Origin of the sequence: Streptomyces sp. NPDC001678, from assembly GCF_042892945.1 — a bacterium.
Classification (GTDB): Bacteria; Actinomycetota; Actinomycetes; order Streptomycetales; family Streptomycetaceae; genus Streptomyces.
In genome coordinates this window covers 174,582-195,509 of sequence record NZ_JBIAUP010000009.1, presented here as the reverse complement: position 1 = coordinate 195,509, position 20,928 = coordinate 174,582, and the positions used below count along the sequence as shown (strand labels likewise).

Annotated in this window: 18 protein-coding genes; 10 read left to right on the top strand and 8 right to left on the bottom strand. The window is 73.1% G+C overall.

Translation table 11 applies throughout. The features are described from left to right. Positions 1-27 precede the first annotated feature (27 nt). Complete coding sequence (locus ACFYZR_RS20515) at positions 28-1,230, top strand: SLC13 family permease (RefSeq protein ID WP_391912191.1); 1,203 nt, start codon at positions 28-30, stop codon at positions 1,228-1,230. A 7-nt stretch (positions 1,231-1,237) separates the two neighbouring features. Here ACFYZR_RS20515 and ACFYZR_RS20510 read toward each other — a convergent pair whose 3' ends face one another. The 4 genes from ACFYZR_RS20510 to ACFYZR_RS20495 all read right to left on the bottom strand — a co-directional run bounded on the left by ACFYZR_RS20510 (position 1,238) and on the right by ACFYZR_RS20495 (position 4,525). Beyond that, positions 1,238-2,137 carry an inositol monophosphatase family protein gene (locus ACFYZR_RS20510; protein WP_391912189.1) on the bottom strand — a complete coding sequence of 300 codons (900 nt, stop codon included), beginning with the start codon at positions 2,135-2,137 and terminating at the stop codon, positions 1,238-1,240. Further along, the gene (locus ACFYZR_RS20505; RefSeq protein WP_391912188.1) at positions 2,118-2,846 is read right to left on the bottom strand and encodes a hypothetical protein; all 729 of its coding nucleotides are present in this window, start codon (positions 2,844-2,846) and stop codon (positions 2,118-2,120) included. The genes ACFYZR_RS20510 and ACFYZR_RS20505 overlap by 20 nt, the downstream gene beginning before the upstream one ends. A gap of 7 nt (positions 2,847-2,853) precedes the next feature. Then, complete coding sequence (locus ACFYZR_RS20500; RefSeq protein ID WP_391912186.1) at positions 2,854-3,816, bottom strand: hypothetical protein; 963 nt, start codon at positions 3,814-3,816, stop codon at positions 2,854-2,856. 151 nt (positions 3,817-3,967) lie between these two features. Continuing rightward, positions 3,968-4,525: a L,D-transpeptidase gene (locus ACFYZR_RS20495; protein WP_391912184.1), complete on the bottom strand. Its 558-nt coding sequence runs from the start codon at positions 4,523-4,525 to the stop codon at positions 3,968-3,970. 124 nt (positions 4,526-4,649) lie between these two features. Between ACFYZR_RS20495 and ACFYZR_RS20490 the strand changes: the two genes are divergently transcribed. Continuing rightward, positions 4,650-5,390, top strand: a complete 741-nt coding sequence (locus ACFYZR_RS20490; RefSeq protein WP_391912183.1) for an acyltransferase — start codon at positions 4,650-4,652, stop codon at positions 5,388-5,390. A 16-nt stretch (positions 5,391-5,406) separates the two neighbouring features. Here ACFYZR_RS20490 and ACFYZR_RS20485 read toward each other — a convergent pair whose 3' ends face one another. Then, a complete protein-coding gene (locus ACFYZR_RS20485) occupies positions 5,407-6,657 on the bottom strand; it encodes a cytochrome P450 (RefSeq protein ID WP_391912181.1) in 1,251 nt (416 codons plus the stop codon). 237 nt (positions 6,658-6,894) lie between these two features. Here ACFYZR_RS20485 and ACFYZR_RS20480 point away from each other — a divergent pair, with 237 nt between their 5' ends. From ACFYZR_RS20480 to ACFYZR_RS20470, 3 genes are all read left to right on the top strand, one after another. Then, positions 6,895-7,944 (top strand): questin oxidase family protein, encoded by a 1,050-nt coding sequence (locus ACFYZR_RS20480; RefSeq protein WP_391912179.1) that lies wholly within the window; start codon positions 6,895-6,897, stop codon positions 7,942-7,944. Positions 7,945-8,152: 208 nt separating this feature from the next. Continuing rightward, entirely contained in the window at positions 8,153-9,328 is a 1,176-nt protein-coding gene (locus tag ACFYZR_RS20475; protein WP_391912177.1) for an acyl-CoA dehydrogenase family protein, read from the top strand. A 192-nt stretch (positions 9,329-9,520) separates the two neighbouring features. Then, entirely contained in the window at positions 9,521-10,948 is a 1,428-nt protein-coding gene (locus ACFYZR_RS20470) for a flavin monoamine oxidase family protein (protein ID WP_391912175.1), read from the top strand. Between the two features lie 75 nt (positions 10,949-11,023). Here ACFYZR_RS20470 and ACFYZR_RS20465 read toward each other — a convergent pair whose 3' ends face one another. Beyond that, a complete protein-coding gene (locus tag ACFYZR_RS20465) occupies positions 11,024-11,896 on the bottom strand; it encodes an NAD(P)-dependent oxidoreductase (RefSeq protein ID WP_391912173.1) in 873 nt (290 codons plus the stop codon). A gap of 174 nt (positions 11,897-12,070) precedes the next feature. On the opposite strand from ACFYZR_RS20465, the gene ACFYZR_RS20460 reads away from it, so the two are divergent. From ACFYZR_RS20460 to ACFYZR_RS20445, 4 genes are all read left to right on the top strand, one after another. Beyond that, positions 12,071-12,685, top strand: coding sequence for a TetR/AcrR family transcriptional regulator (locus tag ACFYZR_RS20460; protein ID WP_391912171.1), 615 nt, complete (start codon positions 12,071-12,073; stop codon positions 12,683-12,685). 295 nt (positions 12,686-12,980) lie between these two features. Then, a complete protein-coding gene (gene iscX / locus ACFYZR_RS20455) occupies positions 12,981-13,196 on the top strand; it encodes a Fe-S cluster assembly protein IscX (protein ID WP_311608225.1) in 216 nt (71 codons plus the stop codon). Positions 13,197-13,321: 125 nt separating this feature from the next. Then, positions 13,322-16,273 carry a BTAD domain-containing putative transcriptional regulator gene (locus ACFYZR_RS20450; protein ID WP_391912169.1) on the top strand — a complete coding sequence of 984 codons (2,952 nt, stop codon included), beginning with the start codon at positions 13,322-13,324 and terminating at the stop codon, positions 16,271-16,273. A 67-nt stretch (positions 16,274-16,340) separates the two neighbouring features. Beyond that, complete coding sequence (locus ACFYZR_RS20445; protein ID WP_391912167.1) at positions 16,341-16,937, top strand: hypothetical protein; 597 nt, start codon at positions 16,341-16,343, stop codon at positions 16,935-16,937. A 156-nt stretch (positions 16,938-17,093) separates the two neighbouring features. Here the strand turns inward: ACFYZR_RS20445 and ACFYZR_RS20440 are convergent, their stop codons facing one another. Then, entirely contained in the window at positions 17,094-18,431 is a 1,338-nt protein-coding gene (locus tag ACFYZR_RS20440; protein ID WP_391912165.1) for a flavin monoamine oxidase family protein, read from the bottom strand. A gap of 218 nt (positions 18,432-18,649) precedes the next feature. On the opposite strand from ACFYZR_RS20440, the gene ACFYZR_RS20435 reads away from it, so the two are divergent. Further along, positions 18,650-19,663 carry a peptidase gene (locus ACFYZR_RS20435; RefSeq protein ID WP_391912163.1) on the top strand — a complete coding sequence of 338 codons (1,014 nt, stop codon included), beginning with the start codon at positions 18,650-18,652 and terminating at the stop codon, positions 19,661-19,663. Positions 19,664-19,728: 65 nt separating this feature from the next. Here ACFYZR_RS20435 and ACFYZR_RS20430 read toward each other — a convergent pair whose 3' ends face one another. Beyond that, positions 19,729-20,874, bottom strand: a complete 1,146-nt coding sequence (locus ACFYZR_RS20430) for a methyltransferase (RefSeq protein WP_391912161.1) — start codon at positions 20,872-20,874, stop codon at positions 19,729-19,731. Positions 20,875-20,928 lie beyond the last annotated feature (54 nt).

Sequence of the window (20,928 nt, the reverse complement as noted above, 5' to 3'; positions counted from 1 at the left end):
TCATGAACGCTGTGCCATGCTCGGGCCGTGCGTGTCTTACGACGGCTGTCCTCGTGGCTGCATCCCCTGGACTGGCTCGCGGGCGGGATCCTGGCCTGTGGCCTGCTGTTCCTGGCGACGGGGCTGCTTCCGGCGGGGTCGGCCGGGGACGCGATGCGGCGGATCGCGCCCTTGCTGGCGTTCCTGGGCACGGTGATCGTTCTGGCCGAACTCACCAGCCGGGCCGAGGTGTTCGACGTGGTGGCCTCGGGGGTGGCGCGGGTCGGGCGGGGCAGTTACGCGAGGCTGTTCGTGTTGTGTGTGGTGTTCGCCTCGGTCACCACGATCACGCTCAATCTCGATACGACGGCCGTGCTGCTGACGCCGGTGATGCTGGCGCTGGCGGGCCGGGTGGGGATCGCGGCGGTGCCGCTGGCGATGACGACGGTGTGGCTGGCCAATACGGCGAGTCTGCTGCTGCCGGTGTCGAATCTGACGAATCTGCTGGCGGCGGACCGGGTGGCGCTCTCCCCCATGGGGCTCGCGGAGCGGATGTGGGCGCCCCAACTGGCGTCGGTCGCGGTGACGATGGGGTGTCTGTGGCTGTTCTACTGGCGCCGTGACCGCCGGGGTGCGCAGCGCTACGTTCCGCCGGAGGTCCACCGGCCCGCCGACCGGGTGCTGTTCCGGGTGTGCGCGGTGGCCTGCGCGGGTTTCCTGCTCGCGATCCTGATCGACGCGGTGCCGCTGTGGACGGCGTCGGCGGTGGCGGCCGCGCTCGCCGTGGCGGCCTTCGCGGTACGGCGACGCGCGGCACTGCGGCTGTCGTTGGTGCCGTGGCGACTGCTGGTCCTGGTGCCGGGGTTGTTCCTGGTGGTGGAGACGGTCAATGTCAACGGGCTCCACAAGCTGCTGGCGCGGGCGGTGGGCACGGACGGCGGTCTGCCGGGGATGCTGCGGGCGGCGGGAGTGGGCGGGGGGCTGGCCAACGCGCTCAACAACCTGCCGGTCTATCTGGCGGGCGAGTCGGCCGTGCCCGTGGGCAATCACGACCAGTTGCTGGCCCTGCTGATCGGCACCAACGTCGGCCCGGTGATCACCCCTTGGGCCTCCCTGGCGACGCTGCTGTGGTTCGAGCGCTGCCACGCGCAGGGTGTGCGGGTGTCCCCGGTCCGGTTCATGGGGACGGGCGCGGTACTGGCCGTCGGCGCCCTCCTGGCGTCCGTCGGCGCGCTGGCCGTCTCGAGGTGACCGGCTCCTACGGCGTGGGCGCCGTCGTGGGGCGTCCCTCCGCGACCAGTTCCAGGAGGTAGGGGAGGTCCTCCGGCCGTCCGGCGACGAAGCTGCGGTCGGTGTCGGGGCCGCCGACGCCGCCGTGGAAGGCGCCGCCGTCCAGGGACCGGATGGCCAGGCCCGCCTCGGCGGCCAGCAGCGCCCCGGCGGGCAGGTCGATGGCCTCGGCGCGGTAGCCGACGAAGCCGTCGATGTCGCCGCGGGCCAGCATCGCCCAGGCCAGCAGGGGCGCCCACAGCTGGAGCACCCGCCGGGAGCGCGCCTCCAGGGCGTCCTTGAGGGCGCGCGCCACCGGGTCCCGGCGGGCGACCGCGTGGCCCTGGGTCCAGGCCAGCAGGGGCCCGGCGGCGGACGGGCGGCCCGCGGGCCCGGTCAGCCGGCCGCGCGGCCCGTACGCGCCGCGGCCCGCCGAGGCCGTCCACGTGCGGTCGGTCACCGGGTCGTGCACGACGCCGAGCACCGGCGCCTCGCCGACGCACAGGGCGATGCCGACGGCGTAGGCGGGCAGGCCGATGACGACGTTGTTGCTGCCGTCGAGGGGGTCCACCAGCCAGGTGCGGCCGGTCCGCGCGCCGGGCGCCGCGGGGACGGGGCCCGCCTCCTCGGAGAGGATCCGGTCGCCGGGGAAGTTCTCCCGGAGCCGCCCGACCACCAGGCGCTCGGCCAGCAGGTCGAGTTCGGTGACCACGTCGCCGCGGTCGTCCTTGGCCCGCACGCCGTAGTCGTCGTGGAAGCGCGAGCGCAGCAGCGCGCCCGCCTCCTGGGCGGCGCCGACGGCCACCCGGCGCTCCGCCGCCAGGGACCCCGCCGGGCCGCCCGGGCCCGGGGACCCGGCGCGGCCGTCGTCATCGGCAGTGGTGTCCATCGATCCTCCTCAGGACGGTGCGGGCCGTCCGGGCGGTCTGCTCGGCGTCGCATGTCTGTCGTACCACCCGGTGCGCGGGGCCATGCACCGGTCCGAGGGTGAGGTCGCGGCGCCCGGGCAGGGACCGGCCGAGCAGCAGGGTGGCCGCGGCGGTGCCCGGGGGGACGACGGTGGTGTGGAACTCCCCCGCGGGGAGCCGGTAGATCCCGCCGGCGACGCCGGTCTCCTCGGCGCCGGGCGCACAGCTCACCAGGCGTGGAGTCGGCCGGATCTCGTCCACCGCCGGGGCGTCGCCCGACCCGTCGGCCGGGCACGGGACGGAGGCGGTGCTGCGGACCTCGAAGAGCCGGTGCGTGGGCCGTTCGGGGTCGTCGCGCACCCGGACCCGCAGATTGCCGACCTGCCCGTACAGCACACAGCTGGCCAGGTCCCAGCTGTGCGCGTGCACGGGCGAGGTGGTCAGCCGGGCGGGTGGCTCCGCCGTCGCCTCGTCGAAGACATGGACGCACACCCCCCGGTCGCCCTCGCGCCGCACCGGGAGACAGAGGAACCCCAGCGGATGGCGGACGGCGCGCAGTGCGCGCCGCCCGGAGGCGACCTCCTCCAGGACCGTCGCGGCCGCCGCGAACAGCTCGCCGGCCGCCGCCCCGTCTCTCGTCCCCCTCGCCATGGCCTGTTCGATGCGGCGGTAGTCCACGGGGCTGCGCACGGGAAGCTCACCTCCGGTACGGGTTCTCCGCATGCAGGGCCTTGTCGATGATGTCGCCCACGTCGCGGTCGGTGTAGGAGGCCGGGAGCGGCAGGCCGAGTCCTTCCAGGAGCCGGACGACCTCGTCGACAGTGGGCTCGTCGCCGAGCGGGACGGTGCGGGTGAGGTCCAGGGTGTGGGCCTGTTCCCGGCTCTGGTGGAGCTCGGTGACGTAGTAGTCGTAGAGCGGACGGTCGCGCTCCACCAGCAGGTTGACGCGCTGGGGGTCGTCCTGAGTGATGATCAGGCAGGAGTTGGAGAGGTCGAAGCGGAGCGTGGGGACGACGGAGGAGAGATGGACGTCGATCTCCAGGGTGTCCAGGCGCTGCCGGTACCAGCAGGCGGCGAGCACGGTGGCGAGGGACTCCTTGCGGGTCCGGTCGGCGCTCCATGCCTCGGCGGGCACCGCGTGCAGCCGGTGGGCGAAGGTCTGGCGGAAGCGCGCGTACGCCGCGCAGGCCTGCTCGTCGGCCGGGCTGACGATGTCGATCTTCATCATGAGGGAGCGGCGCTGCCGCTGGGCCTCCCGGACGCAGACGGGGAGGGTCACGGCACGCAGATAGGTGCCGGTGCCGCCCTTGAAGATCCAGCGGTCGGTGGTCAGCCGGGCCCGGTCCAGGGCCGCCTCCAGCTCGGCGCCGGACAGCGAGCGCACCATGGTGAGGTCCTCCAGGGCGTGCCGGGTGCCGCTCATGGCCGCGCGGATGTCCTCCTGCCGGCGCCGGCGCTCGGTCAGCGTCCCGAACACCAGCGCGGCCAGGACCAGCAGGATCGCCCCGGAGGTGATGTTGCTCTGGACCGGCTGGTCGAGGACGTCGAGGACGCCGATGGTCAGGGCCGCGCCCAGGGCGATGACACCGTCGAGGTTCCTGATGGTCCAGGCGACGGCGTTCTCCACGCCCCGTCCCAGCCGTGCCGCAGTGCCCGCCATGGCCCCCAGCCTCTCCCCCGGTTACGGCAATCGTAGGAGCCGGGGACGGCGGGCGGCCAGGCATATACCCGGTGACAGGTACGTTCCGCGCCAGGGCGGCCCTCGGTGCGGCGCCGGGGGCGAACCGGCCGGGGGCGGGGGCGCGTTGTGCTCAGCCGCCGGTCACCCGCAGGGTCGTGGGCCAGCCGTGGCGGTCGAGGATCCGGTAGAGCTCCTTGATGTCGGCGGGGCGCAGTTTGACGCAGCCGTGCGAGGTGTAGTCGGTGGGGCCGTCCCAGCGCTGGTAGCCGCCCCGGCCCTGGCCGCCGGAGCGGGTCATCTGGCTGTGGATGAACAGTTCGGTGCGGTCGGTGCCGTCGTGGCAGCGCTTGGTGCCGAGTTCGACGGCGTAGCCCTTGATGAGGTTGCCGTCGTACGCGGTGTGGTGGCGGCCCAGGGTGTAGGTGCCGTCGGGCAGCCAGCCCCGGCCGCGCAGGCACTCGTCGGCCACCCTGCCCGAGCCGGCGCGGTAGCTGACGACGGTCCGGCCGTGCCGGACGTAGGTCAGCCGGGAGTCGTCCGGGGTGTGCTTGGTGAACCTCAGGTAGGTGCCGCCCCCGCCGGCCGTCGCCCGGTCCGCCGGGGCGAGCAGGGCCGTGGTGGCGAGCGCGGCGGCCAGCGCGCCGCGCAGGAGGGCGACGCGGACCGGGGAGGACGCGGGACGTGGCATCAGGAGGTCTCCTTCGGAGCGGCCGGTGGTCACGGGACGGACGGGGTGGCGGACGGACGGGGTGGGGCGAAGATCACAGGCCGGGGCGGGATTCGGCCGGTGGAGCGCTGAGTACGGTGAGCGGGTGCCCAAGCAGAACCTGTTCCCGACCCTGGCGCGCTGGCGGCGCCGGGCCGCCTCGGCGGCCGTCCACCGCGGCGCCCGCTGGGTGCGGGAGGCCGGGGCCGTGACCGCCGAGTGCCCGGGCCCGTACCGCTTCCGCCGGCTCGGCCGGCACTCCCGGCTCGCCTTTCCGCAGGGCACCATCTTCGGGGAGCCGTGGATCGAGATCGGCGAGCACTGCGTCATCGCCCAGGACGTGACGCTCACCGCCGGGATGCTGCCCGGACTCGACCTGGGGCGCGAGACGATCGTACGGCTGGGCGACGGCGTGGTGCTGGGGCGCGGCAGCCATGTGATCGCCGACGCGCCGCTGACCATCGGGGACGACTGCTTCTTCGGCCCGGGCGTGTACATCACGACGACCAACCACAGCTACGACGACCCCGATGTGCCCGTCGGCAAGCAGTGGCCGCGCAGCGAGGCCGTGGAGATCGGCTCGGGCAGCTGGCTGGGCACCGGGGTGGTGGTCCTGCCCGGCGCGCGGCTCGGCCGGAACGTGGTCGCCGCGGCGGGTGCCGTCGTCCGGGGCGAGGTGCCCGACCACGCGGTGGTCGCGGGGGCGCCCGCCCGGATCGTGCGCACCTGGGACCGGGACACGGGCTGGCAGCCGCCGTTGCGCACACCGGCTCCCGTGCCCGTCCCCGAGGGCGTCACGGCCGAGCAGCTGAAGCGGCTGGCGCCGGGCCCGGCGGACGGCGGCTGAGCGCGGCCGCCCGCGCTCACCAGGCCACGGGCAGGGTCTCGGGGCCCCTGTTGATGGAGCCCCGCCGCCAGCGCATGTCCTTCGGCTCGACGGCCAGGCGCAGCCGGGGGAAGCGGTCCAGCAGAGTGGAGAGCATGACCTCGGCCTCCATCCGCGTCAGCAGCGCGCCCACGCAGTAGTGGGCGCCGTGGCCGAAGGACAGGTTGGGGGCCTCGTCCCGGCCGAGGTCGAGGCGGTCGGGTTCGGTGAAGACCGAGGAGTCCCGGTTGGCGGCCAGGTAGGAGACGTAGACGACGTCGCCGTCGCGGATGGTGGTGTCCGCGACGGTCAGGTCGGCGGTGGCGATCCGGGGCAGGCCGACGCCGTTGCGGTGGGGGATGTAGCGCAGCAGCTCCTCCACGGCCCCGGGCAGCAGCTCCGGCTCGGTGCGCAGCCGCTCCAGCTGGTCGGGGTGGGTGAGCAGCGCGTAGACCATGTTGGAGACCTGGTTGCGCACCGCGTCCATGCCGTTGAGGACGAGCATGACGGCGAGCGAGACCAGTTCGGCGCGGCTGAGCTCCTCCTGCGCGTGGGCGGCGACCAGGGCGCTGAAGAGGTCGTCGCCGGGGTCGGTGAGACGGCGGTCGGCCAGGGCGCGGAAGTAGCCGGCGATCTCGCGTTTGACCGCCTCGCTCTCCGCCTGGGTGTGGTCGCTGGAGAGGATGACGCCGCGCCAGGTCTGGAGCAGGTCGATGTCGCGGGTGGGCACGCCGAGCAGATCGCCGATCAGCTGGGCGGGCAGCGGCCCGGTCAGGCACTCCGTCAGATCGGCGGGCGGGCCCTGGCGGGCCATCCGCTCGGTCATCCGGTCCGCGAGCTCCTGGGCCCGGGGGCGCAGGGCGGCCACCCGCTTGCGGCCGAAGGTCTGGGCGACCAGGCGGCGCAGCCGGGTGTGGTCGGGCGCGTCGGTGCGGCCGATGCCGCCGGCGGGGGCCACCACGTGCGGGGTCATGCTGGTGACCGGCCGGTCGACGGTCAGGGCGCGGCTGAGCGTGGGGTCGGAGGCGACGGTCTTGACGTCCTCGTACCGGGTCACCAGCCAGGCGTCCCCCTCGCCGAACCGCATCCGGACGCGGGCGATGGGCTCCTCCCTCAGCAACCGGTGGAGCAGGGGGTCGAATTCGAGGGCGGGCAGCGGGTCGACGGACCAGTCGTGCACCGCGCCGCCGGGGCGGGGGGCGGGAGCGGCCCCCTCGGGCGGGGACGGCTCCGGGAAGGAAACGGTCATGCTCGTTCACGTCCTCATCTCGTGCCGGACTCGTCCCATACCGGAAGGTCGGCCGGGCCGCCCGACGGAACAGTCCCGGACATACTGGCTATTCCCACCCCGGAAAGGGGCATTCGCCGGGCCGAGGAATACACCCACAGGGGTGAGAGGAGGGGCCCTGCGCCGGGCCGCCGTAGGACCTCCGGTGTAGGGCTCTGGACCGTTACCCCGGGCGCGTCGGCGATCTAGCCTCGGCCCATGGAACCGACGAACGGCACGTTGAACGAGGCCCTGCGGCGACTGCACCGTTCCGGACCCGAATTCCGGGGTTTTCTGGCCAATCACGGCCCGATGGTCGTCGAGGCGCTGGTCCGGCACGGCCGGGAGAAGGCCGTCCACCGCTGGCTCGACGGATATACGACCCGGCTGGAGGAGGTACCCCGGCGACTGGCCCCCATCGCCGACGAGGAATGGCGCGAAGCGCTCGGCGACACCGGCCGGGCGGCCGACTGGACCGATTATTTTTCCCGGCGGATCGCCGAGCGCCCCTGGCGCGAGGTCCTGAGCGAATGGTGGCCCCGGCTGCTGCCCGGCATCGCCGGTGCCGCCGCGCACCCGGTCATCCGGGTCGGCCACGCCGTGCGGGCACTCGGCGAAGGGGACGAGGACGAGGCGGTCCTGGCGGAACTCGCCCACGCCCTGGGCTACTGGGCGGCCCGGCACACCCCGCTGCCGGCCGGGATCAGTCCCGCCGGGGACACCACACCCGCGCGGGCGCTGCCGGTCCTGCCGCGCATCGCCGAGCGCGGCGTCCTGCCGCTGCGCGGGTACGCCCAGCTGCCCGGCACACCCGGCTGGCGGGAGACCGTCGAGTCGGTGCGCGTCCCCGGCACCCCGCAGGAGATCCGGGAGCAGCTGACCGCGCTGGTCCGGGCCGCCACCCTCCACTACGGCGAATTCGGGCACGGCAACGGCGTGATGCTGGTGCACGCCGCGACCGCGCCCAACGCGGTGCTGCGCACCCTGCCGGCGCTGCCCGAGGAGCTGTGGGCGCCGTCGTTCACGACGGCCTGGGCGGTGACGGCCGCGATCACCTCCATCTACGCGGCGGACACCCCCCGGCCCGCGCCGGACGCCTCCTCGCTCGTCCCGGAGGAGGTCTTCGAACGCGCCGTCGAGCACGGCGACGAACACGTCATCAAATTCGCGGACACGGCGCTGGATGTGGCGGACGCGGCGGAGGAAGGGGACGAACGGGCCCTTGCGGCCGCGCTGAACGCCATTCGGCTCATTGATCGCGACGACTAGGTCGTATAGGCCCCGACCGGACCGGCCGGAATTCCCCACCGGGGACTCACCGGCCGGTCATCGCGCATTCATCGGCGCCTCCTGCGATGACCGCCGCGTTACCGTCCGCGCCCGACTCCGATGCACGGCGCAGGTACAGTCGCCGCTGGACTGACCGGTACGCCCGTTAGGGCGGACCATGTATCAATTATCAATGCCAGGAGGCAGGATGAGCGCGTCAGAAATCGGTGCCGCCGAAGTGCTGGCAGCGGTCCGGGACATTGTTCCGACGCTCCGGGACAATGGCCGGAAGACCGAGGACCAGCGCTGGCTATTGGCCGACAACATCGAATTGCTGGAAAAGGCGGGCGTGTTCCGCGTCGCCGTGCCCAAGAAATTCGGCGGCCTGGACCTCCCGGTGGCCGACCAGGCCGAGATCATTTCCGAGATCTCCCGCGGCTGCGGCTCGACCGGCTGGGTCTCCATGGTGTGGATCTCCACCGCCTGGATCGCCAGCCTCTACCCCGACAAGGCCCAGGAGGAGATCTTCGCCGAGGGTTCGGTGCGCATCTCCGGCGGCTTCACCCCGGGCGGCACCCTCAAGCCCGTGGACGGCGGCTACATCCTGAACGGCACCTGGCGCTTCAACACCGGTGTCCCCGGCGCCCAGTGGAACGTCCACGCGGCTCTGGTGGAGCACGAGAACGGTGAGCACGAGGAGCTCTTCGCGATCGTTCCGACCTCGGAGATCGAGATAGCCGACGACTGGGACGTCTTCGGCGCGTCCGGCACCGGCAGCGCCACCTCCACGGCCAAGGACGTCTTCGTCCCGGCGCACCGGATCGTCGGTGTCGACGTGTACGACGCCTCGACCCGCGACCGTTGGAACGCCGACCTCAAGGGCCGCAACTACAACCTCACCAGCTACATCCTGGCCACCTGCGCCCCGGTGTACCTCGGTCTGGCGAAGGGCGCCCTGGAGCTGTTCCTGGAGCGCACCCCGGGCAAGGCCATCGCCTACAGCGGCTGGACCGACCAGGCCCAGCACCCCTACACCCAGGTCGAGGTGGGCCACGCCGCCAACAAGATCGCGGCGTGCGAGGCGCTCCAGAGCGTCTGGCTGGAGAGCATGCAGCGTCCCGCCGACGCCGGCGAGAAGATGACCACGGCGGAGAAGGTCGCCGTCCGCGGTCAGGTCGGCTATGTCGTCCAGGCGACCAAGGAGGCCGTCGAGACGCTGTTCAACATCAGCTCGGCCTCGGCCATTCTGCGCAGCGCGCCGTTCCAGCGGAGCTTCCGTGACATCGCCGCGCTGTCGCTGCACGGCCTGCTGACGCCCGTCAGCTCCCTGGAGGCGCACGGCCGCGTCCTCCTCGGCCTCGAGCCGGGCACCGACTACATCTGATCCACCGCCGCGCGACCCGTGGCGTGTACGGGCAAGGACCGGCGGGTTTTCCGCCGGTCCTTACCCGTACCCCCTGCCACGGCCCGGCCCGCCCGGGCCCTCGCTCCCCTTCCTCCCCCTTCTCCCCCTCCTCCGTCGTGCCGTCGGCGAGCGCCGACGGCACGGTCATCCGATACACATCGAAGGATTTCCATGAACGCTCATGACGCAGGCTCCGTGAAGGTCACCGACCGCCGGCTGGGCCGCCGGTCGCTGCTCAAGGCCGTCGGCGCCACGTCACTGGCGGCTTCCCTGAGCCCGGTCCTCGCCGGCACCGCACGGGCCACCGAGGAGACCCGGCTCGACGCGATCGTCATCGGCGCGGGCTACGCCGGCGGCACCGTGGCCCGGGAGCTGGGGGCCAAGGGCCTGAGGACCGTGGTCCTGGAGGCCCGCGACCGGATCGGCGGCCGGATATGGACCGGCAGCTTCGCCGGCCAGACCGTCGACTTCGGCGGCGGCTGGCTCGGCCCGCAGCAGGAGCTGGCCCAGAAGGAGGTGGCGCGCTACGGGATCAAGACCTTCTACGAGACCCCCGGTGACCGCGCCATGATGCCGGGCCCCGACGGCCTGGTCGGGACGGACCTCCCCTCGGTCTCCAGCCGGCTGAGCGTGCTGTTCAAGGAGCTGTTCAAGGGCTCCGAGAACTACTTCGAGCACCCCGGCGACCCGCTGTTCCGCAAGGACCTGCTGGCCGCGGTGGACCCGCTCTCCCTCGAGGACCGGCTGCGGCAGCTGTCGCTCTCCCCCGTCGACCTGAAGTGGCTCAACGGCGGCTCCGCCGTCTACGCCGGCGGCTCGAGCTCCTGGGCCGGGCTGACCAGCATGGCCCAGTGGTACCAGCTCGCGGGCGGCACCTACGAGGGCTTCGAGTCCACGATGGGCATCAAGCCCGTCGGCGGTATGAGCGCGCTGCTGAAGGCGATGCTCGCCGACTCCAAGGCCATGGTGAAGCTCAACTCCCCGGTCAGCTCCGTGACCGAGGCCAACGGCAAGGTCACCGTCCAGGTCCAGGGCGGCGGCGCGTACTCCGCTCCGGTGGCGGTGGTCGCGACCCCGGCCAACGTCTGGAAGTCCATCACCTTCAACCCCGGGCTGCCCAAGGCGCACACCCAGGCGACCACCCAGGGCATGGGCGTGCCGCACGCGACCAAGATCTGGGTGCTGGTCCAGGGCAAGGTGGACGCGGTCTACGGTCAGGCCCCCGAGGGCTCGCCGATCCTGATGCTGGTGCCGCAGCAGCAGCTGCCCGAGGGCCGCCTCTTCGTCGCCTTCGGCGGTCCGTCGCTGGACACCAACGACAAGGCGAAGGTCCAGACGGCGGTCCAGGCGTTCCTGCCCGGGGCCACGGTGGCCGACTACCGGGCCACGGCGTGGCACGCCGACAAGTACGCGATGGGCGGCTGGGGCATGCGCCGTCCCAACCAGCTGCTCCAGCTGTTCCCGCAGATCGAGCAGCCGCACGGCCGGATCGTCTTCGCCGGCGCGGACATCGCCAAGGGCTGGCACGGCGCGTTCATCGAGGGCGCGATCGAGTCGGGCCTGCGCGCCGCGCAGCAGGCGGCGGCCCTCGCGGGCTGATCCTCCGCACCACTGACAGCGAAAACGCCCCCCGCCGAAGGCTTCGGCGGGGGGCGTTCCGCTGTTTCACTCAGGTCAGGCGGAGGGCTTCTTCAGGACCTCGATGAGGCTGGAGAAGCTGTTGGCCTCGAAGCCCTTGCCCATGCCGCGCTGGAAGATGTCCTGGACGGCCTTGAGCAGGGTGGTGTCGACGCCCGCGTCCTCGCTGGTGTGGAGGATGTGGTCGACGCTGGCCGCGCCCATCGCCAGCCGGTCCACGTCGCCGGGGTACTCGGCGTTGTCGACGTGCTGGGTGTAGAGCTCCAGGAAGTGCGGCATCATCGTCATCATGTTGGAGGCGTAGGGGAGCAGCTCCTTGGCGGAGACCCCGTTGGCCTTGCCCAGCGCCAGCGCCTGGTAGAAGCTGAGCATGCTGGTCCAGAAGATGATCATCTGGGCCTGGTAGTACATGGCCGCGAGGCCCGGGTCCTCGCCACGGTAGTCGGTGGCGGTGAGGACCGCGAGGGTCTCCTGGTAGGCGTCGAAGACGTCGCGCGGGCCGCTGTAGTAGGTGGAGGAACCCTCCTTGCCGATCAGGGGCGGGGGCACCTGGACACCACCGGTGACGTGCTTGGCGCCGTGGCCGGCGGCCCACTCGAAGGCCGCGCGGGCCTTGTCCGGGGTGTCGGAGCTGAGGTTGATCAGCACGCGGCCGTCGAGGGCGGCCGTGGCCGGCTCGAGGATGGCGTACATGGCGTCGTAGTCCGTGAGGCTCAGCACCACGAGCTCGTTGGCCTTGAGGGCGTCCTCGATCGAGGGGGCCAGGACGGCGCCCTTGGCGACCAGCTCGTCGGCCTTGCTCGCGGTCCGGTTCCACACGGTCACAGGGTGGCCGTTCTCCAGGAACGCGGTCACCATCGCCTGGCCCATCGGACCCAGCCCGATGACGGTCACTGCCTGCTTGCTCACTGGTTCTCCTTGGTTGTTACCGCGATTGATACCGCTGGGTGTCCGCTCCGCCGTCCTGACGGGGGTGTGGCAGGACGGAGGTGGCGGCGGCCCGTCCTCACTAGAACGAACGCTCTACCCAGAAACAACATAGCACAGCACTAGAGCGAACGCTCTATCCGTTAAACTCATGGAATGCAGACCACCAAGCCGCGACACGACGCCACCGAGGGAACGGACGCCGCCGTCGGCACCCGGGACCGGATCGTCCGGGCGGCAGCCCGGCTGCTTCAGCGCCAGGGCTATGAAGGGACGGGCATCAAGCAGATCGCCCGCGACGCCGAAGCCACCCTCGGCTCCGTCTACCACTTCTTCCCCGGCGGCAAGCAGGAGCTCGCCGTGGCCGCGATCCAGCACGGCGAGCGCGAGTTCGCCGACATCCTGCGCGCCGGACTGGCCGCCGCCGACGACTCCGCCGAGGCGGTCACCGCCTGCACGCGACTGCTCGCCGACTCCCTGCGGGAGTCCGACTGGATGGACGGCTGCCCCGTGGCGGCCACCGCCCTGGAGACCGTCGGGCGCGCCCCCGCCATCCAGCAGGCCTGCGCCGAGGCCATCGGCCACTGGACCGACCTGGTCGCGGAGAAGCTGCGCGGCGGCGGTCTCGACGAGGACACCGCCCGCGATCTGGCCTGCGCGGTGATCAGCACCCTGGAGGGCGCCGAGCTGACCGCGCAGGTGCTGCGGAGCGAGGAACCCCTGCTGACGGCCGGCCGGCATCTGGCCCGGCTGATCCACACCTATCGGTGAACGGACGTCCGGTCCACCGGAGAGGGAGGCGAAGCGGCCTCCCCCTGCGGTGGGCCGCGCCAAGGCGATGGTGCTCATGCTCTCTTTCGGGACGGGTGCTCGCTGACGCACTTGACCGTGCGTCAATCCCGAGCCGACCGTAACGCGGAGTCACCCAACCCATGCCCACCGTGCGGTCATCGTCCGGTCATCGCCGCAGGACAACCCCGCGATGACCGGACGATGACCGGTGTTTCCGCCCGCCCTGCCGGAGGGCTCCCTGGACCTCGCGGGCACCCTCCGACACACTCTGGCCATGCGCTGGACGGACATCGAAGAGATCGCGGCGGGCCTCGCCGAACAGCACCCCACCACCAGGCCGGTGACGACCGACCTGGCCCAGATCCAGAACTGGGCCGCCGGGCTGACCGGCTTCAGTGACGACCCCACCCGGTGCAACGCCCGGCTCCTGGAGTCGATCCAGCTCGCGTGGAGCGACAGGACCGTCACCCGGGAGGACAGAGCCAGCTGACCGCCCCCCTCCCACGCCTCGTCACCGATGGCCCGTTCACGGGTTGTCGACGGTTTGTCCAACAGCACCCGTGATGGTCGAGACCAGTACGCGAAGGACGTACACCCCACCGGAAAGGTCTCGCGATGTCGCTGGGATTCGCTCTGCTCGGCCCGGTCCGGGCCTGGTGCGACGGGGTGCCGGTCGACCTCGGGCAGCCCCGTTCGCACGAGGTACTGGCGGTGCTGCTGGCCGCCGCCGGCCGGACGGTGTCGCTGCCGCTGCTCGTGGACGCCGTGTGGGACGAGGGCGACCGGCCGTCCCGTCCGGAGCATTCGGTCCGCACCCATGTGTGGCGGCTGCGCCGGGCGCTGGCCCGGCACACCGCCGAGCCGTTGCTCGTCACCGTCGGCGACGGCAGGAACGGGGGGTACGCGCTGCGCGTCCCCGCCCATGCCGTGGACACCTGGGCCTTCGAGCGCGCCTCGGCCCGGGCCGAGGAGATCCGGGCCTCCGGCGGCACCGCCCAGCAGGCCCGCGAGGTCCTCGCCGGCGCGCTGGAGCTGTGGACGGGCGAGCCGCTGGCCGGGCTCCACGGACCGCACGCCCGGACCCTGCGCGCCCGCCTCCAGCAGGCGCGGCAGTCCCTGCTGGAGGCCCGGCTCGGCCTCGACGCCGAGCTCGGCGACCGGCCCCGGCTGGCCGCCGAGGCGGGCGCCCTGGTCATGGAGTTCCCTGCCAGCGAGCGGCTGCGCGCGGTGCAGATGCTGGCGCTGTACCGCGCGGGCCGCCAGGCCGAGGCGCTGGGCGTCCACGAGGACACCCGGCGCCACCTCGGCACCGCGCCCGGCGCCGAACTGGCCGCGCTGCACCAGCGGATCCTGCGCTCCGACCCCACCCTGCGGCTGCCCGAGGACGGCGGACCCCGGCCGCGCACACCCGGTCCGGGCGGCGCTTTTCCCTCCCCCCTCCCCGGCTTCACCGGGCGCCACGAGCAGATCCAGGACCTGACCGGGATGCTGACCGGGAAGGGCGCCTCAGCCGTCGTCGTCTCGGCGGTCAACGGCATGGCGGGCGTCGGCAAGACCACGCTCGCCGTGCACACCGCGCACGGCCTCGGCGACGACGCCTTCCCGGACGGACGCCTGTACGTCGACCTGCGCGGCGCCGACGCCGAACCCCTGCACCCGCACCACGTACTGGAGGGATTCCTTCGGGAGCTGGGCGTCGCCGACGAGGACGTCCCCGACGACACCGACGAACGCGTCGCGCTCTACCGCACCCTGCTGGCCGACCGCCGGATGCTCCTGCTGCTGGACAACGCGGCCTCCTGCGAACAGCTCAGACCGCTGATCCCCGGCGCCGCCGGCTGTGCCGTCCTGGTGACCAGCCGCGCCTGGCTCACCGGGCTCGCCGGGGCGCGCCACCTGCGGCTGGACGTCATGCCGCCCGAGGACGCCCTGCGCCTGCTGCGGCGCACCATCGGCGACCGCTCCGTGGACGCGGAACCGGAGGCGGCCCTCGCACTCGTGGCCGCCTGCGGACACCTGCCGCTCGCCCTGCGGATCATCGCCTCCCGCCTGGCCGCCGAACCCGGCCGGCCACTGGCGGACATGGTCCGGCGGCTGGCGGACGAACGCCGGCGCCTGGACGAACTGCGCACCGGTGACGCCGCCGTGGACGCCGCCTTCGAGCTCTCCTACGCCACCCTCACCCCCGAACAGGCCCGAGCCTTCCGGCTGCTGGCCGTCCCGGACGTCCCCGACCTCGCCCTGCCGAGCGCGGCCGCCCTGCTGGGGCTGGGCACCGACGAGGCGGAGGAGCTCCTCGAATCCCTGGTCGAACTCAACCTGCTGGAGTCGCACCGCCTGGGCCGCTACCAGTTCCACGACCTCGTCCGCGCCTTCGCCCGGGCCCGGGGCGCCCGCGAGGACTCCCCCGGCACGACGACCCGCGCCCTCGCCGGCCTGCTGGACTTCTGCCTGGCCACGGCCCGCAACGCCGACACGGTCGCGCACTCCGCCGAGCCGGGCGAACGCACGCTCATCGACGTCGTACCGGCCTCCCCCGGGATCGCCTTCACCACCGCCCGGGAGGCCACCGACTGGATGCGCGAGGAGACCACCCTGCAACGGGCGCTGATCGCCCGCGCCTGCGCCGCCGACGACGGCCTGCCGCTGTCCCAGGCCGCCGATCTCCTAGACCGCCTCAACACCGTGCTCTCCGGCATCACCCACCTCACGGCGGTGTCGGAACAGGCCCGGCAGGTCGCCGAGGTCGCCGCCCGGCGCGGCGACCGGCCGTCCGAGGCCCTCGCCCGGTACGTGCGCGGGAACGCGCTGTGGCACGCCAACGCCTTCCCCGAGGCCGAGACCGAGCTCCACCGCAGCCTGGAGCTCTGCGACCCCGCCACCGACCTGCGGCTGTGCGCCTCGGCCCACCTCACGCTGTGCGCCCACGCCCGGGTCCGCGGCCGCTTCGACGACGCGGTCGCGCACGGGGAGGAGTCGGTGCGGTTCTTCCGGACGCTGGGCGCGGCGACCGCCGAGGGCACCGCACTGGGCGAGCTGGCCTTCAACTACGCCCGCCAGGGCCGTCTTCCCGAGGCGCGGGCGGCGGCCGAGCGCGGCGCGGAGCTGCTCGGCGGGCGGGAGTCGGTGTCCAAGGCGATCGGCCTGTACTACCTGGCCCGGGTGCTGCGCCTGTGCGGGGACCGGGACGAGGCGCTGCGCCGGGCCGACGCCGCCCTGCCGCTCTTCCGCACCCTGAACGTGTCGTCCTTCGAGGCCGCGTCGGGCAACCTGATCGCCGAACTCCACGTCGAGGAGGGGCGGTACGCGCTCGCGGCGCAGACCGCCGAGACGTTCCTGCCGCTCGCCCGCAAGGTCAGCGCGATGCTGGAGGGCGGTCTGCTCCGGACGCTCGGCCGCAGCCTCCTCCACCTGGGGCATCGGGCCCGCGCCGGCGCCTGTCTGCGGGCCGCGCTGGAACTCTTCGAGGGGCTGCGGGCCGAGCAGGACGTGGCGCAGCTCCGTCGGCTGCTGGACGAGAACCGGCTGCCGGACGAGCACGCGGCAGCGCCGTTTATCGCGCGGTGAACGGGAGGCGGCAGTCTCTGCGGCACGGCGAGGAACCGCCGCACCGACCGTCCCCAGGAGAAACCCCGTGAAGACCGCTCGCGCTCTTGCCACCCTCGGCCTCGGCACCCTGGCCACCGTGGCCGCCGTCGCCTCGCCCGCCGTCGCCCAGGACACCAAGCCCGCCCGTGCCACGACCGCCCAGCACTGTGTGATCGACACCGACACCAACAGCAAGTCCTGCTTCTCCAGCTACAGAGTGGCCCTCTCGGTCGCCACCAAGGGCCGCGTCACCGACGCCCCCGACGACACCCGGGCCGCCGCGCACGACAAGAAGCTCCAGGAGCGCCTCAGCGGTCCGCGCGGCGAGCACGGCGCGAAGCTCGCCGGGAACGCCCGGTTCGCCGCGGCCGCCGAGTCCCGCGTCCTCAGCACGGTCTACACGGACAAGGACTTCGGCGGCTCCTCGCTCAGCTTCACCGGCAGCCTCGGCTGCCGGCGCTACCCCGAGTTCGCCAACCTGTACGACGGCTGGAACGACTCGATCAGCTCCACCTCCTCCGGCCAGTGCGACATCACCCTCTACCAGCACTCCAACTTCCTCGGCTTCAGCCAGACCTTCCGCGGCGGCGTCCCCTACGTCGGCGACGCGATGAACGACCAGGCCAGCTCGGTCAGCTTCTGATCCTTCCCCACCGCCTTCCTCGCGGCCCCGCGACGGAACTCCCGGCCTCCGGAGCCGGTGACGCCCCCCTGTCGAACACATGACCGGGGGGCGTCACCGGCTCCGGGGGCATCGACGGACCGCGCCCGCTCGGAGCGCTCAGGCCGTTCGGCCCGCTCAGAGGGCCAGGACGCTCCGGGCCGCGCGGAGGCCGGAGAGCAGCGCGCCGTGGACCGTGCTGCTGTGGTCGGCGCTCGTCGCCTCGCCCGCGAAGAACAGCCGCTCCCCGACGGGTTCGGCCAGGACGTCGTGGTCGCCGGGCTCGAAGGCGGCGGCCGGGAAGGAGTACGAGCCCCGGGCGAAGGGGTCGGCCGCCCAGCGGGTGAGCCGGTACGTCAGGGGGGCGGGCACCCCCTGCCCGTAGACGCCGCGCAGGGCGGCCAGGGCGTCGGCCACCACGGTGGCGTCGTCCAGCTCCTCCAGGCGGCGGGCGACGGGCCCGCCGTGGAGGACGGCCAGCACCGGGGCACCGGTGACGCGCCGCAGGTCGAACCAGTTGGCGAAGGCGCCGTGCGGGGTGTCCTCCAGGCGGATCACGTCGCTGTCGTCCCAGAACGCCTCCGCGAAGCGCAGATAGAGCTTGTCGTAGACGCCCATGCCCATGCGCTCGACGACGCGCGCCTTGGCCTCGGGAAGCTCCGGGGCGAAGGTGACGGCGCCGGCCTTCAGCACGCCCAGCGGCAGGGTGACCACGACCCGGTCGGCGGTGAGGACGCCATGGCCGTCGGTGTGCACCTCGACCTGGTCGCCACCGTGTTCGATGTGGGTCACCCGGTGGCCCAGCCGGACGTCCAGCCCCCTGGCCAGATGGTCCGTCAGCTGTCCGTAGCCGCCGGGGAAGACGGCCTCGACGCCCTCGTAGTCCTTGCCCCAGATCACGGCCATGAGGGCCAGCTCCCCGATGCCCGCGCCCCAGTCGTCCTCGGCCATGCGGCCGCACGCCTCGACGACCCGCCTGGCCCGTTCCGGCTCCAGGCCCACGACGCCCAGCACGGCGCGCAGCCCCTCCGCGAGGGACAGCCCCGGCTCCACCCGCGCGGCGAGGTCCTCCAGCGCGCCGCCGACTGCCTCCAGGTCCTTCCCCAGCGTCTCCGCCTCGGCGCGGGTGAGGCGCCGGCCGTCGGTGGCGTACGAGACGGTGCCGTCCTGGCTGCCGTAGTCGAGGGTGCCGACGTCGTAGACGACCGTGGTGGCGCCGGCCTCCTCGGCGAGCTCCGCGACGGGGTTGCCCTCGACGCCGTGGATCCACGAGGCGCCCAGGTCGACGCGGAGGCCCTCCCACTCCTCGGTCCACAGCCGCCCGCCGGTGCGCTCCCGGGCCTCCAGGACCGTCACCGAGTGGCCGGCGCGGGACAGTTCCCGGGCGGCGTACAGCCCGGCCATGCCCGCGCCGACGACCAGGGTCCTACGGCCGTCCGTGGGAGGGGCCGGAGCGCCGGTGCGGTAGATCGTCATACCGGAACCGTAAGCGATGGGGAGGGATCACGCGGCGGAAAACGGCCGGGGCCGACGGGGCATCATTGACGCGCCCCTGTCAATCCTCCGTCGTGCGTGGCACGCTCTTCTGACGCACCGTCGAATCCGCACCACTCGTCTGCCCGGACCCGGCAGCCGGTCCGGCCCCCCACACGGCCCCGCGCCCCACGCGCCCGGCCTCGGCAGAAGGAGTACGCGTGAGACGTCCCCACCGCAGCACCTCCGGCATCCTGCTGGCCGCCGGCACCCTGGTCGCCCTGGGCACTCCGGCCACCGCGTCCGGCGCCGCGCCGGCCGGGGCCGAACGGGCCCCGGCGACCGCGCACACGAGCGCCGCCCAGCGGGACGCCGTCGCCTTCTGGACCCCCGAACGGATGCGCTCGGCCACCCCGCTCGACGTGCCCGGCGCCGCCCCGGAGGGTCTCGCGGCCCCGGCGGCCCGTCCCGCCGCGGAGCCGCGCGGCGCGGTGTCCACCGTCGCGCCCACCGCCCCGGCCGTCCCGTCCGGCCCCTCCTCCCAGGTGATGTCCTTCCCGAATGCCGGCGGGCCGTGGACCGGGGGCGGCGCCGTCGTCCACACGATCGGGCGGGTGTTCTTTACGTTCCAAAACCGCACCGCCTCCTGCTCGGGCGACGCCGTGACCAGCAAGAACGGCAGTGTCGTGCTCACCGCCGGGCACTGTGTGAAGTACCAGGGGAGCTGGCACACCAACTGGGTCTTCGTCCCCGGCTACCACGACGGGCAGTCGCCGTACGGCACCTGGGCGGCGACCAAGACGCTCTCCACCCCGCAGTGGACGGCCAGCGAGGACATGAACAACGACATCGGGGCCGCCGTCGTCGGCCCGGTGGACGGCAAGCGGCTCACCGACGCCGTCGGCGGCCAGGGCCTGGAGTTCAACGGCGGCTACAACAAGGACATGTACGCCTTCGGGTTCCCGGCGGCGTCCCCGTACGACGGCAGCAAGCTGATCTACTGCAGCGGGGCGTCCTCCAAGGACTTCCTGCTCACCCAGGACCACGGTCTGGGCTGCAATATGACCGGCGGGTCCAGCGGCGGCCCGTGGTTCACGTCCTTCGACGAGTCCACCGGCACCGGGCTCCAGTCCTCGGTCAACAGCTTCGGCTACACGTTCCTGCCGAACACGATGTTCGGCCCCTACTTCGGCGACGAGGCCAAGAACCTCTACGACACGGCGCAGAACACCTGACGCCGGCATGCGGATGTCCCGTTCCCGCGCGGCGGGGGGCGGGGCATCCGCGTGCCGGGCGCGGGTCAGCGCTTGACGGCCCGCAGGATCACGAACTTCGGGTCGCTCGCGACGACCTCGCAGTTGCCGAAGAGCCGCCGCAGCCGGACGTGGTAGCCCAGGTGCCGGTTGCCGATGACCCACAGCTCCCCGCCGGGCCGCAGCGCCGCGCGGGCCCCGGCGAACATCCGCCGGGCCGTGGTGTCGGTGGTGGCCTGGTGGCTGTGGAAGGGCGGGTTGTTCAGGACGAGGTCCACCGACCCGGCCGGTACGCCCTCCAGGCCGTCGCCGACGCGGAAGGTGGCGACGGCGCCCGCTCCGGCGTTCTCCCGGAAGGTGGCCTCGGCGGAGGCCACGGCCTGGTGGGACTCGTCGGTGAACAGCAGTTCCGCCTCGGGGTTGGCCAGCGCCACGGCGGTGCCGACCACGCCGTTGCCGCAGCCCAGGTCGACGACGCGCTCGGGGCCCCGGCTCTCCGGCAGGTGCGCGAGGAGGAAGCGGGTGCCGATGTCGAGGCGGTCGGGGCAGAAGATGCCCGCGTGGTTGGTGACGGTCGCCCCCGAGGCCGGGCCGATGTCGTCGGGCAGGGCGTAGCGGTGCGGCCAGGGGTTGGCGGGGCGGACGGTGCCCGGGTCCGGAGTACAGAAGATCAGCCGGGACTTCTTCACCGCCAGGGACGTCCGGGTGGGGCCGAGGATCGTCTCGAACAACCGGAGCGTCGAGGTGTGGATCTCGGTGACCCGGCCGGTGCCGATGACGACGGTGTTCTCGTGGAGGGCGGGCGCGAGGCGGTGGAGCTGGTCCTCCAGGAGCGCGAGGCTCTTGGGCACGCGGACGAGCAGGACGTCGATCCGGCCGGGCGGGGTGTCGCGGGTGGACAGCAGCCGTACGTCACCGGCGGGGACGCCATTGCGTGCCAGGTTGGCCCGGGTCGCCTCCTGGCCGAGGTAGGAGTCGGAGATCTGGGTGGGCCGGTGCCCGGCGAGGGCGGTGACCAGGGCTCCCCACCGGTCGCCCACCACGACCACGGTGCCCGAGAGGTCCGTGCCGGCCTCCGCGAGGTGCTCCAGCAGATACTCGTCGGCGGAGTCCCAGGCACGCAGGGTGTCGCGGGGGTCCTCGGGGAAGCGGGTGAGCTCGTACTCACCCCGTGACGTCGTGAAACGGTTCATTGTGCTTTCAGGCTAGCCCAGTGGCCGCCGGGCCCGGTCCGGGTGGCGTCCCGG